General features: G+C 72.8%; 12 protein-coding genes. 9 read left to right on the top strand and 3 right to left on the bottom strand.

Annotated features, from left to right (window positions below; all coding sequences use genetic code 11):
• Nucleotides 1-146: 146 nt before the first annotated feature.
• Nucleotides 147-1778 carry an LCP family protein gene (locus ACIBST_RS08820; RefSeq protein WP_397170284.1) on the bottom strand — a complete coding sequence of 544 codons (1632 nt, stop codon included), beginning with the start codon at nt 1776-1778 and terminating at the stop codon, nt 147-149.
• 143 nt (nt 1779-1921) lie between these two features.
• Entirely contained in the window at nt 1922-3442 is a 1521-nt protein-coding gene (locus ACIBST_RS08815) for a hypothetical protein (RefSeq protein WP_397170283.1), read from the bottom strand.
• Nucleotides 3443-3507: 65 nt separating this feature from the next.
• On the opposite strand from ACIBST_RS08815, the gene ACIBST_RS08810 reads away from it, so the two are divergent.
• From ACIBST_RS08810 to ACIBST_RS08795, 4 genes are read left to right on the top strand one after another with little or no spacing between them, the layout of a single operon-like run.
• Entirely contained in the window at nt 3508-5532 is a 2025-nt protein-coding gene (locus ACIBST_RS08810; protein WP_397170281.1) for a glycosyltransferase family 39 protein, read from the top strand.
• A 33-nt stretch (nt 5533-5565) separates the two neighbouring features.
• Entirely contained in the window at nt 5566-6393 is an 828-nt protein-coding gene (locus tag ACIBST_RS08805; protein WP_397170280.1) for a hypothetical protein, read from the top strand.
• A gap of 58 nt (nt 6394-6451) precedes the next feature.
• Nucleotides 6452-7381, top strand: a complete 930-nt coding sequence (locus tag ACIBST_RS08800) for a glycosyltransferase family 2 protein (RefSeq protein WP_352323370.1) — start codon at nt 6452-6454, stop codon at nt 7379-7381.
• 3 nt (nt 7382-7384) lie between these two features.
• Nucleotides 7385-8449, top strand: coding sequence for a glycosyltransferase family 4 protein (locus ACIBST_RS08795; protein WP_397170278.1), 1065 nt, complete (start codon nt 7385-7387; stop codon nt 8447-8449).
• Here the strand turns inward: ACIBST_RS08795 and ACIBST_RS08790 are convergent.
• The gene (locus tag ACIBST_RS08790) at nt 8350-9309 is read right to left on the bottom strand and encodes a YbhN family protein (RefSeq protein ID WP_397170276.1); all 960 of its coding nucleotides are present in this window, start codon (nt 9307-9309) and stop codon (nt 8350-8352) included. The two genes, ACIBST_RS08795 and ACIBST_RS08790, sit on opposite strands and share 100 nt — an antisense overlap.
• Before the next feature lie 91 nt (nt 9310-9400).
• Between ACIBST_RS08790 and ACIBST_RS08785 the strand changes: the two genes are divergently transcribed.
• The 5 genes from ACIBST_RS08785 to ACIBST_RS08765 all read left to right on the top strand — a co-directional run bounded on the left by ACIBST_RS08785 (nt 9401) and on the right by ACIBST_RS08765 (nt 14415).
• Nucleotides 9401-10228: a class I SAM-dependent methyltransferase gene (locus ACIBST_RS08785; RefSeq protein ID WP_352323373.1), complete on the top strand. Its 828-nt coding sequence runs from the start codon at nt 9401-9403 to the stop codon at nt 10226-10228.
• Entirely contained in the window at nt 10225-11133 is a 909-nt protein-coding gene (locus tag ACIBST_RS08780; protein WP_397170274.1) for a lysylphosphatidylglycerol synthase domain-containing protein, read from the top strand. Before ACIBST_RS08785 ends, ACIBST_RS08780 begins: the two co-directional genes overlap by 4 nt.
• Nucleotides 11134-11230: 97 nt before the next feature.
• Entirely contained in the window at nt 11231-12349 is a 1119-nt protein-coding gene (locus tag ACIBST_RS08775; protein WP_397170272.1) for a glycosyltransferase family 4 protein, read from the top strand.
• 20 nt (nt 12350-12369) lie between these two features.
• The gene (locus ACIBST_RS08770; protein WP_397170270.1) at nt 12370-13461 is read left to right on the top strand and encodes a sugar phosphate nucleotidyltransferase; all 1092 of its coding nucleotides are present in this window, start codon (nt 12370-12372) and stop codon (nt 13459-13461) included.
• Between the two features lie 60 nt (nt 13462-13521).
• Nucleotides 13522-14415, top strand: a complete 894-nt coding sequence (locus ACIBST_RS08765; RefSeq protein WP_397170717.1) for a DNA-3-methyladenine glycosylase family protein — start codon at nt 13522-13524, stop codon at nt 14413-14415.
• Nucleotides 14416-14456: the final 41 nt, after the last annotated feature.

Here is a 14456-nt window from a genome sequence, read left to right as displayed (position 1 = left end):
CGGGGTGCACGACGCAACTCTGACATTTCACACTTACAACCGCCTTACAGCGGTCGTGCCGCGCTGCGTCGCCGACCCGCAAACATTATCCCGATCTAGTGCTCCCTGTCTCACGAGAAGTCCGGTTCCACAGGGAACTTGGAGCCTCAGGTGCACACGTTCTTCTGGTCGGAGGCCGTGATGGTGCTGTTGTTCACGCTGTCAGGAAGCTTGGTCACCTTGACCGACTTGAAGTCGGAGCCGACCACGAGCTGGATCACCGGGGCGCCCTTGCCGCCGGCCCCGGCGGCCGTGCCGGTGGTGCCGGAGGTGTAGGGCTGCGGGTTGGTCGCGGCGACCTTGCCCGCCGAGGGAGCCGGCTTGGGCAGCACCGCGCCGGACAGCACGGCCGCGTAGTCGGCGCCGGTGGCGGCGCCCTTGGCGTAGTGGATCTCGCTGGAGGGCAGGCTCGCGCCGTCGGCGGCCTGGTAGTTGCCCACGCCGACGACGTTGAAGCCCTGCTTGGCCAGCTCGTCGGCCACCAGGCGGGCCTTGCCCGGCGTGGTGGTGCCGTTGAGCACCTGGACCTTCACCTGCTCGGGCTTCGGTGTGACCTTGGGCTTGGTGCTCGCGCTGGCGCTCGGGGCGGGGTCGGGGAGCTCGGTGTCGCTGATGATCGAGGCCCACAGCGCTGAGGCGTCGGGCTCCTTCCAGATCACCCGGTTGGGGTCCTGCGGGTCGGGCAGCCACGGGATCGTGGTGAGCTGCACGCCGCCCGCGGTCAGCTCCTTGGCGCTGGTGGCGATGTCGATGAGCTGCTGGGTGTCGTTGGCCAGCTCGGGGTCCATGGTGACCGAGCCCGCCGCCGCCTTGATGAAGCCGGTCAGCTTGCCGATGTCGGTGAGCAGCTCGCTGCTCGTGGCCTTGGCGATGACCTTGCTCAGGAAGATCTGCTGGCGCTTGATGCGCTGGATGTCGCTGCCGTCGCCGTAGTGGCGCAGACGTACGTAACCGAGCGCCTTCTCGCCGTTGAGCAGGCTCTTGCCCGGCGGCAGGACGAGATGGGACGCCTTGTCGTTGACGCCGGACTTGAGGCAGATCTCGATGCCGCCGAGGGCGTCGACGATGTTCTTGAAGCCGCTGAAGTCGACCTCGACGAAGTGGTTGATGCGGATCTGGGTGAGCGTCTCGATCGTGGAGATCGTGCAGGCGATGCCGCCGGAGTTGTACGCCGAGTTGATCATGTCCCGGCGGGGCGGCATCTCGGCCTTGGTGGTCTCGTTCTTGCACTTGGGGATCTGCACCATCGAGTCGCGCGGGAAGCTGATCAGGCGCGCCTTGTCCCGGTTGGGGGAGATGTGCATGACGATGATCGTGTCGGTGCGCTTGCCGCCGGCGTCGGCCGTCCTGGCGAGCTGCTGGCCGTATTTGGCGTTGCCCTTGCCCGCGCGGGTGTCGGAGCCGACGAGCAGCACGTTGAGCGCGCCCGTGTCGCGCGGACGCGGGTTGATGATGTCCTCTTTGACGCTCTTCTGGGTGATGTTGCCGAAGGCGTCCCGGTAGACGGTGTAACCGGTCAGCGCGCCGGCGACCATGACCGTGGTGGCGGCGATGCTGACCCAGGCCAGCACCCGCATCTTGCCCTGACCGCCGCCGCCGTCGCCGCCGCGGTGGCCGCGCGTGGGCCGGTCGTCGGGCGGGGGAGGCGGGGAGCCGGCGGCCCTTCGCGCCATCCGGCTGCCCGGAGCGCTGGGGGCGACCCTGGCGTCCTGGACGGACGCGCTCCTGTAGTCACTCATACGCCCCCTAGCCTCGTTCCCTGCGCCAACGCGCCGGCTTGGTCGCTCCGCGCCACGAGATTAGGTCACGTACGGCGTGCCCGGTGCCATGACCGCCGGAAACGACCGTGACCCGGGCGTGATGTTTCCGCGGCACAGCATACTCAGAGCCGGACATTTCGTGGAATATCATTGCCAAAGTCTTTCCCGCTTTCTGACCGTCCCCGCAGGTCAGGCCGGACGCTCAGGGCCGCCGCGAGGCAGGCCAGAGGCACGGCCGGGAGCACGTACCGGTAGTCGAACTCGGCCACGGCGGGCGGTGTGACGAGCAGCACAACGGCTGCCGCCCAGGGCACCGCCCACGCCGGCGGACCGGCGTGCCGCAGGCCGCGCGCCCGGCGCACGGCGGCCGCGACGGGCGGCGCGAGCAGGAGCGCCAGCAGCACCGGGCCGGGCAGGCGCACCACGCTCTGGTAGCCCCGCAGCCATCCTGCGTAGGGCTCGACGATCTCCGTACCGATCGCACCCTGCTCATAGAGCTTGGCATAGTCGGCGCCGACCTGCGCGGGATAGCGGCCAGGCGGTCCGGGCGGGGTCACCGGGAACTCGTAGTAGGCGTAGACCTCCGCGTCGGGGTAGACCGGCCGTCCCCACGCGAACGTGCGGGCCAGCTCGGCCAGCACCGAGCCGGCGTAGTCGAGCGGCTGGCTGGTGACGGCGAGCGTCGCGAACCTGGAGGCCAGGTCGTCGTTCTCCTTGGAGAACGTGATCCCCGGCAGCTTCACCAGCGGGGAGTCCTTGCTCCAGATGTACTCCTGCGACGGCGGGCGCTGCTCCGGCGGACGGGGGTCGCACAACACCCGCAGGTCGGCCGGGGGGTCCATCTCGGCGCAGTCGGCGAAGGACATCGTGCGGGCGTAGAGGAAGACGCCGTTCGCGCCCACCAGGCCGACGCGGTGGTAGGTGGCGTAGAACCAGCCGCCGTAGGCGACGACCGGGACCAGCGCGGCGGCCACCAGCACCCCGGCCAGGCCCGCGCGCCTGCGCAGCACGAACCACGCGGCCAGGACGACGATGAGCGGCTGCCCGACGGTCCTGGTCAGGGTGGCGGCGGCCAGCAGCAGGCCGACGGCGACGACGGTGGCGCGCCTCTCGGTAAGGCTCAGCGCCACGGCGGCTACGACCAGGAACAGGAACAGCGTGTCGGAGACCAGCAGGTGCTCCAGCTCGACCTGGTACGCGTCGAGCAGCACGGGCACGGCCGCCAGCGTGCGCGCCCAGCGCGGGGCCCGGCGCGCGGCCACGTAGACGAGGACGCCGGTGGCCAGGCCGAGCAGGTGCTGCGCGGCGGTGACCGCCCAGAAGCCGTGGAAGGGCTCCAGGAGCTTGATGAACATCGAGTAGCCCGCCGGGCGCACCAGGTCGGGGCGCGGCCGGAAGACGGTGACGATGTAGGTGTAGGAGTCGGGGAACCACAGGGCCGGGCGGTAGCCGAGCATGGCGAGCGCGCGCAGGGCCGCGCCGACCGCCAGGACCCCGGCGAACCAGCCGTGCCGCCGCCACCACCCGGGCTCCCGGAGGCGGGCGAACCGGCCACGCCGCCACCGGCCGGGCTCCTGGACGCGGGCGGGGCTCCCCGCGCGCGGCTCAGGCTTCACCCGCTGGTCATCCCGCTCCTCCTGCACCTCGCGTACGCTACCCGCGTTTCCGGGGACGCCGTGACCGCGGCGTTGGATACGCTCGCTCACCGATGGAACCTGATCGATCGGGCCGCGTACTGGCCGCGTTGTCGGTGTCGCCCGCGCTCGCCCTGGCGGGCTGGCTGCTCGCGGGCCTGCCGCTGCTGCTGGCCGGCCGGTTCGCGCCGCTGCCCGCGCTGCTGCTCGGGGTGCCCGCGGCGGCGCTGCTGTGCTGGGCGGGCACGCGCGGCGTCCTGCGCGGCAGGCGGGGCGCGGGCCAGGGCGTCCAGGCCACGCCCTGGCAGGTGGCCGGGGTCGTGGCGGTGGCCGCCGGGTCGGGCGTGTTCAACGTCGTCATGCATGCCGAGCAGCTCCTGGTCCGGCGCGACCCGGCCACCTACGCCCAGTACGCCGCCTGGATCGCCGGGCACGGCTCGCTGCCGATCCCCGACCAGGCGGCGGCGTTCGGCGGCCACCATCCCTCCCTGTACTTCGACAGCGTCGGCACGTACCCGGTGGACGGCGGGGTGGTGCCGCAGTTCATGCCGGGGCCGCCGCTGGTGTTCGCGATCGGCGACTGGCTGGGGGCGCCGTTCGCGGTGCCGGCCGTGCTGGGGGCGCTGGCCGTGCTGACGGTGGCGGGGGTGGCGGCGCGGCTGGCTGGTGGGCGGTGGGCGGTGCTCGCGGCGGCGGCGTTCGCGGTGAGCCTGCCGATCCTGTACACCTCGCGCACGACGTTCAGCGAGATCCCCTCGCTGATCCTGCTGTTCGGCGGGCTGGCGCTGGCCCAGGACGCGATCGAGGCCGAGCGGCCCGGCTGGCGGCAGGGGCTGCCCGCCGGGCTGGTCCTGGGGCTGGCGGTGCTGGTCAGGGTCGACGGGCTGCGCGACGTGCTGCCGGTGCTGGCCTACGCGGGGCTGCTGATCGCGATGCGGCGCTCCGGCCGGCCGCAGGGCGCGGTGGGGGCGCCGCTGCTGGCGGGGCTGGTGGCGGGGGCGGGGCTCGGGCTGCTGGCGGCGTACGTGCTGGCCCGGCCGTATCTGGAGTATCTGTCCGGGTCCGTGCGGCCGTTGCTGCTCATCTGCGCGGTCGTGCTCGTGCTCACGCCGGTCGGCGTGGCCGCCGCGCCCGCGCTGGCCGGGTTCCGGCCGCCGCGGTGGTTGCCGACGGCGGGGGCGGCGCTGGTCGTGCTGGTGATGGCCGGTCTGTACGCCCGCCCCTGGTTCCAGACCGTGACCAGGAAGGCCGCGAACGTCGAGGACGCCCGCACGGCCGAGTTCATCGCCCAGATCCAGCAGGCCAACGGCCTGCCCGTGCAGGCGGACCGGCTCTACTTCGAGCTCTCGCTCCACTGGGTGACCTGGTACATCGGCATCCCGGCCGTCGTGCTGGCCACGGTCGCGGCGGCCGTGCTGCTGCGCAGGCTGCTGCGCGACGGCAGGCCGTTCGTCTGGCTGCTGCCGCTGGCGATGATCGGCTGGACGACGGTCACCACGCTGCTGCGCCCCGAGATCACCCCCGACCAGCCGTGGGCCTCCCGGCGGCTGGTCCCGGTCGTGATCCCGGGGCTGATCGTGCTGGCGGTGTGGGGCCTCGGCTGGCTGCGCGAGCGGTCGTGGCCGCGCGAGCAGGTCCGGCGGTGGGCGACGGTCGCGGGGGTGCTGCTGGTGCTCGCGCCGCCGGTGGTCACCTCGATCGGCACCGCGTTCACGCCGGTCGAGCGGGGGGAGGCGGCGGCGGTCCGGTCGATGTGCGCGGCGCTGCCGGCCGAGGCGTCGGTGCTGTTCGTCGAGCGGGTGACCGGCGACCGCTTCACCCAGCTCGTCCGCGGGATGTGCGGACGTCCGGCGGCGCAGGTGAAGCGGCCCCCGGATTCCGACCTGGCGGCGGAGCCGCAGGTCCGGGCCGCCGTCGAGAGGGTCAGGGCGGCCGGCCGGGTGCCGGTCGTGCTGGCCGCCGACCCCGCCCAGGTGGCCCCCTACGGGACGCCGCGCCAGATCATGGGCCTGGTGACGCGCCAGGACGAGCGCTCGCTCGTCGACCCGCCCAACGGCACCTGGACGTTGCGGGTGAACGTGTGGATGGCGGTGGGTTGACCCCACTCCAGACGTATCGCGATAGTTCTGGACATGTCTGACACCGACGAGCTGTCGTTCGGCGACGACCGGGAGCCCTGGTTACGGCCCTGGATCAGAGCCCACCAGCGGATGGCCGCGATGATCGTGGCCGTCGTCCTGCTGGTGGCCGCGCTCGGCGGGGGCGGCTGGTACCTGCACCTGCGCTCGCTCCGGCCCGCGCCGCCGCCCGTCGGCGCGCTGCCCGTCGTGGACGGCTTCACCGTCACGCTGTGCACCGAGGGCACCCAGGGCTGCCCGGAGGGCACCGCCGAGCGGGTGCTGGCGCTGGTCCGGCGGATCCCCGAGGCGGTCGCGCCCACGCTGGTGCCCGCCGACGAGGTCGAGCGGCGCTGGGCCCAGCAGGTGATTATCACCGAGGGGCTGACGGGGCTCCGCGCCGGGAGCTGGGTCCCCCAGATCGAGGGCGGGGTGCGCGGCCCGGCCGATTACGACGCCGTCCGGCGGGGGCTGGCCGAGGAGAAGGGCGTCCTGCTCCTGCCCCGGATTCCGGACTTCTGGCGGGGCAAGGCGGACCTGAGCGTCGCGATGTGCGCGCAGTGGGGGAATGCCGGCACCTGCCGGATCCCGGCGACCGAGGCGCAGCGCGACGCCGTCGTGGCCCGGCTGCGCGAGCTGGACGGCGTCACCGAGGTGTTCCTCCAGGACAAGCCGTTCGGCCTGCGGCTGGCCCGGCTCTACCAGGGCGAGGAATGGCCCAAGAAGCTCGACGACATCTCCGAGGTGCTGTACGTGCGCTTCGACGACCCCGCCAGGGTCAGGGCGGTGGGTCAGGAGATGCTCAGGATGCCCGGCGTAGGATGGTCACAGCTGATCAAGTGAGTGTAAAGCCCGTCGATGTGGACTCGGCTTCCAGCGGGGCAGAGTACCCTCGACCCCCGTGAGCACGCTTGAGACCCCCAAGAGTGGACCTGCCGTGGAAGAAGCGCCGTACGTCACGATCGTCCTGCCCTGCTACAACGAGCAGGACCACGTCATCGACGAGGTCGAGCGCATCACGCGGGCGATGGACTCCAGCGGCTACACCTACGAGCTGGTCGCCGTCGACGACTGCTCGACCGACCAGACCCTGGCCCGGCTCGAAGAGGCCGCGCCCGACTACCCCCACCTGCGCATCCGCGCCTTCCACCGCAACGGCGGCTCGGGCACCGTGCGCCGCATCGGCACGCAGGAGGCCAGGGGCGAGATCGTCGTCTGGACCGACGCCGACATGACCTACCCCAACGAGCGCATCCCCGAGCTGGTCCAGATCCTGGAGAAGGACCAGACGATCGACCAGGTCGTCGGCGCGCGCACCACGGAGGAGGGGTCGCACAAGATCCTGCGGGTGCCGGCCAAGTGGGTGATCCGCAAGGTGGCCGAGAAGCTCGCCGGGCAGAAGATCCCCGACCTCAACTCGGGGCTGCGCGCCTTCCGCAAGTCGGTGGCCCGCCCCTACCTGCGGCTGCTGCCGCCCGGGTTCTCCTGCGTCACGACGATCACGCTGTCGTTCCTGTCCAACCAGCACGACGTCTACTACCTGCCCATCGAGTACGCCAAGCGGGCCGGCAAGTCGAAGTTCAGCTTCGTCTCCGACGCCTACCGCTACATCCTGCAGGTGCTGCGGATGATCATGTACTTCAACCCGCTCAAGGTGCTCATGCCGCCCGCGCTCTGGCTGGTGGCGATCGGGTTCGTGAAGGGCGTCTGGGACATGATCCGGCAGCCGTTCTACTTCCCGGCCAACACCGTCATGATCTTCCTGTCGGGCCTGCTGATCGGCTCGGTGGCGCTGCTGGCCGACCTGATCGTGCGGTCGCGGGGGGAATAGCGCGTGCGGATCGCGATCGTCGGCCCGACCCATCCGTACAAGGGGGGCGGGGCGCAGCACACCACCGAGCTGGCGCACCGGCTGGCGGCCCAGGGCCACGACGTGGTGATCGAGTCGTGGCGGGCCCAGTACCCGTCGTTCCTCTACCCCGGGCAGCAGACGATCTCCGAGCCCGAGGGCACGCCGTACCCGCGGACCGCGCGGCGGCTCGACTGGCGGCGGCCCGACGGCTGGTACGCGGCGGGACGCCGGCTGCGCACGGCCGACCTGGTGGTGCTGGCGGTGCTGAGCTCCGTCCAGGTTCCTCCGTACCTGGGGATCCTGTCCGGGATCGGGGGTAAGGCCCGGACGGTCGCGCTCTGCCACAACGTGCTGCCGCACGAGCGCAAGCCGTACGACCAGCCGCTGATGAGGGCGCTGCTGCGGCGGGTAGACGGCGTGCTGGCCCACTCCGAGCAGCAGGCCGAGCTGGCCAGGGGGCTCGCGCCGGGCAAGCCGGTCGGGGTGGCGGGGCTGCCGCCGCACCTGCCGTCCACGTCGGCCGAGCAGTCCGGCGGGGTGCGCCGGCGGTTGCTGTTCTTCGGGATGGTGCGCCCGTACAAGGGGCTCGACCTGCTGCTGCGGGCGTTGCCCGAGGGCATCTCGCTGACCGTGGCGGGCGAGTTCTGGGGCGGCCTCGACGAGACCAAGGCGCTGATCGACGAGCTGGGCCTGGCCGGCCGGGTGGAGCTGCGGCCCGGGTACGTCCCCGCCGCCGACGTGCCGAAGCTGTTCGCCGCGGCCGACGCGCTGGTGCTGCCGTACCGCAGCGCCACCGCCAGCCAGAACGTCTGGCTCGGCCACGAGCACGGCGTGCCGGTGATCGCCACCCGGGTGGGCGCGCTGGCCGACCACGTGACCGACGGCGTCGACGGCCTGCTGGTCGAGCCGGGCGACGCGGGGGCGCTGCGCGCGGCGATCGAGCGCTTCTACGCCTCGGGCGAGCCGGAGAGGTTGCGGTCGGGGGTCAAGGCGGTCGATCCCGAGCCGTTCTGGGCCGCGTACGCGGGCGCGCTGCTCGGCCTCTGACGGCCCAGCAGGAACGCCGCCCCCGCGGCGACCGCGTCGGCCAGCGTGAACGCCAGCCGCGACACGATCGCCACCGCGATGGCCGGAGCGGTGCCGATGACCGGCCCGAGCACCAGCACGAGCGCGCCCTCCCGTACGCCCACCCCGGCCGGCACCACGAAGGTCAGGATGCCGGTGCACCAGGCGAACGCGTACGCGCCGGTCGCCACCAGGTAGAGATCCGGACGGCCGGACAGCAGCCAGGTGTGCAGGCCGTAGACGAACCAGCCGAGCGCCGTCCAGGCCACCGCGACGACGACCGTGCGGCCGGGCAGCACGCTCTCCAGCGGCTCCTTGCGGGCGATGCGCAGCGCCAGGTTGAGCCCCCAGGTGAGCACCCTGGGATGCAGGCACACGATGATCACCGGCACCAGCAGCACCACGTACCAGGCCCGGCGGACGGCCTCGTGCGAGCTCAGCGTGGCGGCGGCGATCGAGATGCCGACGCCCAGGTTGACCACCAGCCCGAGCGAGATCGTGGCGAACGTGCGCCGCGGCGGGCTCCCGTGGTCGCGCCCGAGGTCGATCATGGCCGCGTACGCCCACACCGCGCCCGGGATGTACTTGCCGAGCTGGCCCACGAACATGATCCGTCCGGCCACCCGCAGCGGCAGCCGCGTGCCGAGCCCCGCCATGATCTGCCGCCAGGCCGCCAGCATGCAGACCTGCCCGGCCAGCACCGCGCCGAACGCCCCGAGCACCGCCCACGGCGACAGCCTGGCCAGGGCCTGCGTGGTGTCGTGCCAGTTCCGCGCCAGGCCGTAACCGAGGAAGGCGAGGGCGACCAGCGCGAGCAGGACGCGCAGCAGGCGGCGCAACATCAGCCCAGGCTACGCGGGAGCCCGGGCGGAGAGCCAGCATGTGGGGCAGGTCAGCCTGCCGAGGCCCGCGGCGCGGGTACTGTTGGGCGACGTGGGCAAGCAACGGGTCGCGCAGCTCGAGTACTCCGAATTCCAGTCGGCCATGCTCGACGAGGACAAACGCCGCCGCAAGGCCGCGAAGATCATCGCCGTGCTGGAGCACTTCCAGGGGCCGCTCGGCGGGCTGACCGTGGGCGACGTCGGCTGCTCGGCCGGGTTCATCGCCGACGAGCTGGCCCAGGCCGGGGCCAAGCACACGCTGGGCATCGACATCGACGTGCCGGGGCTGCGCAAGGCCGCCGACCGGTTCGGCGAGCGGGTGGCGTTCGTCTGCGGCGACGGCACGGCGCTGCCCTTCCCCGACGGGTCGATCGACGTGCTGGTCTTCAACCACATCTACGAGCACGTGGTCGACCCCGACGCCGTGGTGGCCGAGATGCACCGCGTGCTGTCCGACACCGGGGTGCTCTACCTGGGGCTCGGCAACCGGCTCGGGGTCGTCGAGCCCCACTACAAGCTGCCGTTCCTGTCGTACCTGCCGCCCGCGCTGGCCGACCGTTACGTGCGCGCGTTCGGCCGGGCCGACCACTACTACGAGCGGTTCAGGACCCGGCGGGGGCTGCGCCGGATGCTGCGCGCCTTCCACGTGTGGGACTACACCTTCCCGGTGCTGGCCACGCCGACCAGGTTCGCCGGGTCGGAGCTGTTCCCCGGCCTGCCGGGCCGGCTGGTCAAGGCGGTGCTGGCCCGCGCGCCGCGCGAGGTGCTGCGGCTGCTGCTGCCCGTCGTGCCGACGTACCTGTGGGTGGCGACCAAGACCCCGCGCAGGCCCGCCGGGCCCGCGCTGCCGCAGCCGCCCGAGCGGGTCCGGCCGCTGTGAGCCTCGTGGACGAGACCGGCGCGAGCGCGATCCCCAAGCGGTCGCTGCCGCGCCGGCTGCTGCGCTTCGGCTTCCTCGCCGTCGCGCTCGCCTTCGGCGCGTGGGCGGTGGCCAGGCAGTGGGACGCCGTGGTGGCCGGGTTCGCCCGGCTGTCGTGGCCGGCGCTGGCCGGGTCGCTCGTCGCCGTGGTCGCCGCGCTGCTCGGGGCCATGCTCACCTGGCGCACGCTGCTGGCCGACCTGGGCTCGCCGCTGCCGCTGCGGCCGGCCGCCAAGGTGTTCTTCGTCGGCCAGCTCGGCAAGTACATCCCCGGCGCGGTCTGGCCGGTGCTGGCCCAGATGGAGATGGGCCGCGACCTCGGCGTGCCGCGTCCGCGCAGCGCCGCGGCGTTCTTCCTGATGATGCCGGTCCAGATCGCCAGCGGCCTGCTCGTCACGCTGGTCACCCTCGGCTGGCACCGGTTCGGCTGGGTGCTGCTGTTCATCCCGCTTTTGCTGGTGCTGCTGGAGCCCAGGGTCGTCAACGGCGTGATCGGCTTCGGCCTGCGCAAGCTGAAGCGCGAGCCCCTGGAACGCCCGCTCACCCGTCGCGGCATGCTCACCGCGCTCGGCTGGGCGCTGGCCGGCTGGACGGCCTACGGCGTGCACTTCTACTTCGTCGCGCCGCAGGGCGGCCTGCTGTTCGCTGTCGGGGCGTTCGCGCTGTCGTGGTGCCTGGGCATCGTGACCTTCGTCGTGCCGGCCGGGGCCGGGGTGCGCGAGCTGGCGATGGTGGCGGTGCTCGCCCCCGTTCTCGACAGCGGCGCGGCCATCGCGGTGGCCCTTTGCTCCCGCATCGTCATCATTGTCGGTGACCTGATCTGCGCGGGTTTGGCGGGACTTGCGGCGCGGCGCGACTCGGTGTGATTTGGCCCACGATTTGGGGGAGGGTGGTCATAAGCTGAATCACAGAGGGGGGACTTGCCAGGTCCCACGTCGATCTTGAGGGGAGAAGATCCACGTAATGCCTCGAGTGCTCGTCGATGCCGCCGCGGTCCCCGCCGACCGTGGTGCGTTGATCCGGTACGTGGACGGGCTCGTGGCCGCGCTCCACCAGGCAGGGACCGATCTGGTCGTGGTCTGCCAGCGTGCGGATGCGGAAAGGTACCAGCGGCTGGCGCCTTCGGCCCGTGTCGTCCCCGGCCCCGTCGCCATCACCAACCGGGCCGCCCGGCTCGCCTGGGAGCAGACCGGCGTGCCGCTGCTCGCCCGCCAGACGGGGGCCGAGGTCATCCACGCCCCCTACTACTCCATGCCGCTGCGCTCCGGCCTGCCGACCGTCGTGACGGTGCACGACGTGACCTGGTTCACCGAGCCCGAGCAGCACAGCCCGGCCAGGGCCGCGTTCTTCCGCTCGGCCACGCGCACCGCCGTCCGGCACGCCCGGCGCGTCATCGTGCCGTCCAAGGCGACCAGGGACGAGCTGGTCCGCGTGCTGTCGGCCGACCCCACCCGCATCGACGTCGCCTACCACGGCGTCGACCTCGCCCAGTTCCACCCGCCGAGCGAGGACGAGATCCGCCGGGCGGCCATCAGGTGCGGGCTGCACGGCCAGCCGTACGTGGCCTTCCTCGGCAACCTCGACCCCCGCAAGAACGTACCCAACCTCATCCGCGGCTTCGCCGCCGCCGTCAAGCGGCTGGAGACGCCGCCCGCGCTGGTGCTCGGCGGCGGCGTGCACGAGGATGACGTCGACGCAGCCTGCCGCGAGGTCGAGGCCACCGTCCGGGTGATCAGGCCGGGATACCTGCGCGCGCCCGACCTGCCGGGGTTCCTGGGCGGGGCGCTCGTCGTGGCGTTCCCCTCCCGGGGCGAGGGCTTCGGCATGCCGGTGCTGGAGGCCATGGCCTGCGGCGCGGCCGTCCTCACCAGCCATCGCACCTCGCTGCCCGAGGTGGGCGGCGACGCCGTCGCCTACACTGAGCCGGACGCCGACAGCATCGCCGACGCCCTGGGCGAGCTGCTCGCCTCCGCCGACCGGCGGAGGCAGTTGCAGGAGGCCGGGCGGGCGCGGGCCCGCGAATTCACCTGGGAGGCCTCGGCGGAGGCGCATCTCAACTCTTATCAACGCGCAATCGAATAGTTCGCTACTCTCACGGAGTGATGGAGAGCTCTTTGCCAGACCTCGAGGCGATCCTCCTGGTCGGGGGGCAGGGCACACGCCTGCGTCCGCTGACACTGGGCACGCCCAAGCCGCTGCTGCCGACCGCCGGAGTGCCGTTCCTGGCCCACCAACTCGCCCGTGCCCGGTCCTTCGGCGTACGCCGGATCGTGTTCGCGACCTCGTACAAGGCGGCGATGTTCGAGCCGGCCTTCGGTGACGGGTCGGCGCTCGGGCTCTCGCTCGAATACATCACCGAGGAGACGCCGCTCGGCACCGGCGGGGCCATCCGCAACGCCGCCGAGGCGCTCACCTGCGGGCCCTCCGACCCGGTGCTCATTCTCAACGGCGACATCCTGTCCGGCCACGACATCGGCGACCAGGTGCGCACCCACTGCGAGCGCGAGGCCGCCGTGACGCTGCACCTGACGGAGGTCGACGACCCGACGCGGTTCGGCTGCGTGCCGACCGACGAGTCCGGACGGGTGACCGCGTTCCTGGAGAAGACCCCCAACCCGGTCACCAACCGCATCAACGCCGGCTGCTACGTCTTCACCCGCTCGGTGATCGACTCGATCCCGCGCGGCGAGGTCGTCTCCGTGGAGCGCGAGACGTTCCCCGGGCTGATCGACTCCGGCGAGCTGGTGCTGGGCTACGCCGACCGCACGTACTGGCTCGACGTGGGCACGCCGGCCGCGTTCGTGAAGGGCTCGCGCGACCTGGTGCTCGGCCGGCTCGACTCGCCGGCGCTGCCCGGCCCGCAGGGCGAGCACCTCGCCCTCGAAGGGGCGAAGATCTCGGCCGAGGCCAAGGTCCAGGGCGGCACGGCCGTCGGCGCGCGGGCCGTCGTCGAGGCGGGCGCGTCCGTGGTGGGCTCGGTGTTGTGCGACGACAGCGTCATCGAGGCAGGCGCCACGGTGAGCGACTCGGTCGTGGGCAAGGGCGCCCGAATCTGCGCCGGCACGGTCGTGCGCGACGCGGTGATCGGTGACGGCGCGGTGGTCGGGCCGGGCAACGAGCTGCAGGGCGGGGTCCGCGTCTGGCCGGGCGTCGAGCTGCCCGAGCGCGCGGTCCGCTACTCCAGCGACGTGTGACCCCGCCGGGGCCGCGCGGGTGAGCGACCACCCGCCGCCGCGCGGCAGACTGGACAGGTGATGGAACGCAGGTGGGAGCCCGACGGGCCGCTCGACGTGGAGCTGGCCCTCGGCCCCCACCGGCGCGGCACCGGCGATCCCGCCTGGCGGCGCACCCCCGACGGCTCGATCTGGCGCGCCTGCCGCACCCCCGACGGCCCGAGCACGCTGCGGGTGACCGTGACGGCCACGGCCGTGCGGGCCCAGGCGTGGGGGCCCGGCGCCGAGTGGTCGCTGGAGACCCTGCCCGCCCTGCTCGGCGCGCTCGACGACGTCTCCGGCTTCCGCGTCCGGCACGACGTGCTGGCGGACGTGGCGCGCAAGCACGCGGGGCTGCGCATCGGGCGTACCGGGCGGGTCATGGAGGCGCTGGTGCCCGCGGTGCTGGAGCAGAAGGTCGTCGGCCGGGAGGCGTGGCGGGCCTGGCGCCACCTGCTGCGCCACTACGGCGAGCCCGCCCCCGGCCCCGCCCCCGACGGCATGCGGGTGCCGCCCGAGCCGGTCGTGTGGCGGCAGATCCCGAGCTGGCACTGGCACCGGGCGGGCGCGGAGGCCGTCCGGGCCCGGACGATCGCCAACGCCGCCTGGCACGCCGCCAAGCTGGAGGCCGCGGCCACCACGGAGGAGCTCGACCGGCTGCTGCGGGCCCTGCCCGGCATCGGCGTGTGGACGTCGGCCGAGGTGCGCCAGCGGGTCTTTGGCGACGCCGACGCGGTCAGCGTGGGCGACTTCCACCTGGCCAAGCTGGTCGGCTACGCGCTGACCGGGGAGAAGACCGACGATGAGGGGATGATGCGGCTGCTGGAGCCGTATCGGGGGCATCGGCACCGGGCGACGGTGCTCGTCTGGCTCAGCGGTCTGCGTCCGCCCGCGCGGGGGCCGCGGATGGCCGCGCGCGACTACCGGTCCTTCTGACATCCCGCCCTGAGTGCGCGTCACGAACTCAGGGGTGCGTA

The sequence above is a fragment of the Nonomuraea sp. NPDC049684 genome (assembly GCF_044465345.1).
In the GTDB taxonomy this organism is placed as follows: Bacteria; Actinomycetota; Actinomycetes; order Streptosporangiales; family Streptosporangiaceae; genus Nonomuraea.
This window is presented reverse-complemented; position numbering and strand designations above follow the sequence as displayed.

Coding starts and splice junctions, on each gene's coding strand:
- ACIBST_RS08820 (WP_397170284.1), bottom strand. CDS start 1,778: ATGAGTGACTACAGGAGCGCGTCCGTCCAGGACGCCAGGGTCGCCCCC.
- ACIBST_RS08810 (WP_397170281.1), top strand. CDS start 3,508: ATGGAACCTGATCGATCGGGCCGCGTACTGGCCGCGTTGTCGGTGTCG.
- ACIBST_RS08805 (WP_397170280.1), top strand. CDS start 5,566: ATGTCTGACACCGACGAGCTGTCGTTCGGCGACGACCGGGAGCCCTGG.
- ACIBST_RS08790 (WP_397170276.1), bottom strand. CDS start 9,309: ATGTTGCGCCGCCTGCTGCGCGTCCTGCTCGCGCTGGTCGCCCTCGCC.
- ACIBST_RS08775 (WP_397170272.1), top strand. CDS start 11,231: ATGCCTCGAGTGCTCGTCGATGCCGCCGCGGTCCCCGCCGACCGTGGT.
- ACIBST_RS08770 (WP_397170270.1), top strand. CDS start 12,370: ATGGAGAGCTCTTTGCCAGACCTCGAGGCGATCCTCCTGGTCGGGGGG.
- ACIBST_RS08765 (WP_397170717.1), top strand. CDS start 13,522: ATGGAACGCAGGTGGGAGCCCGACGGGCCGCTCGACGTGGAGCTGGCC.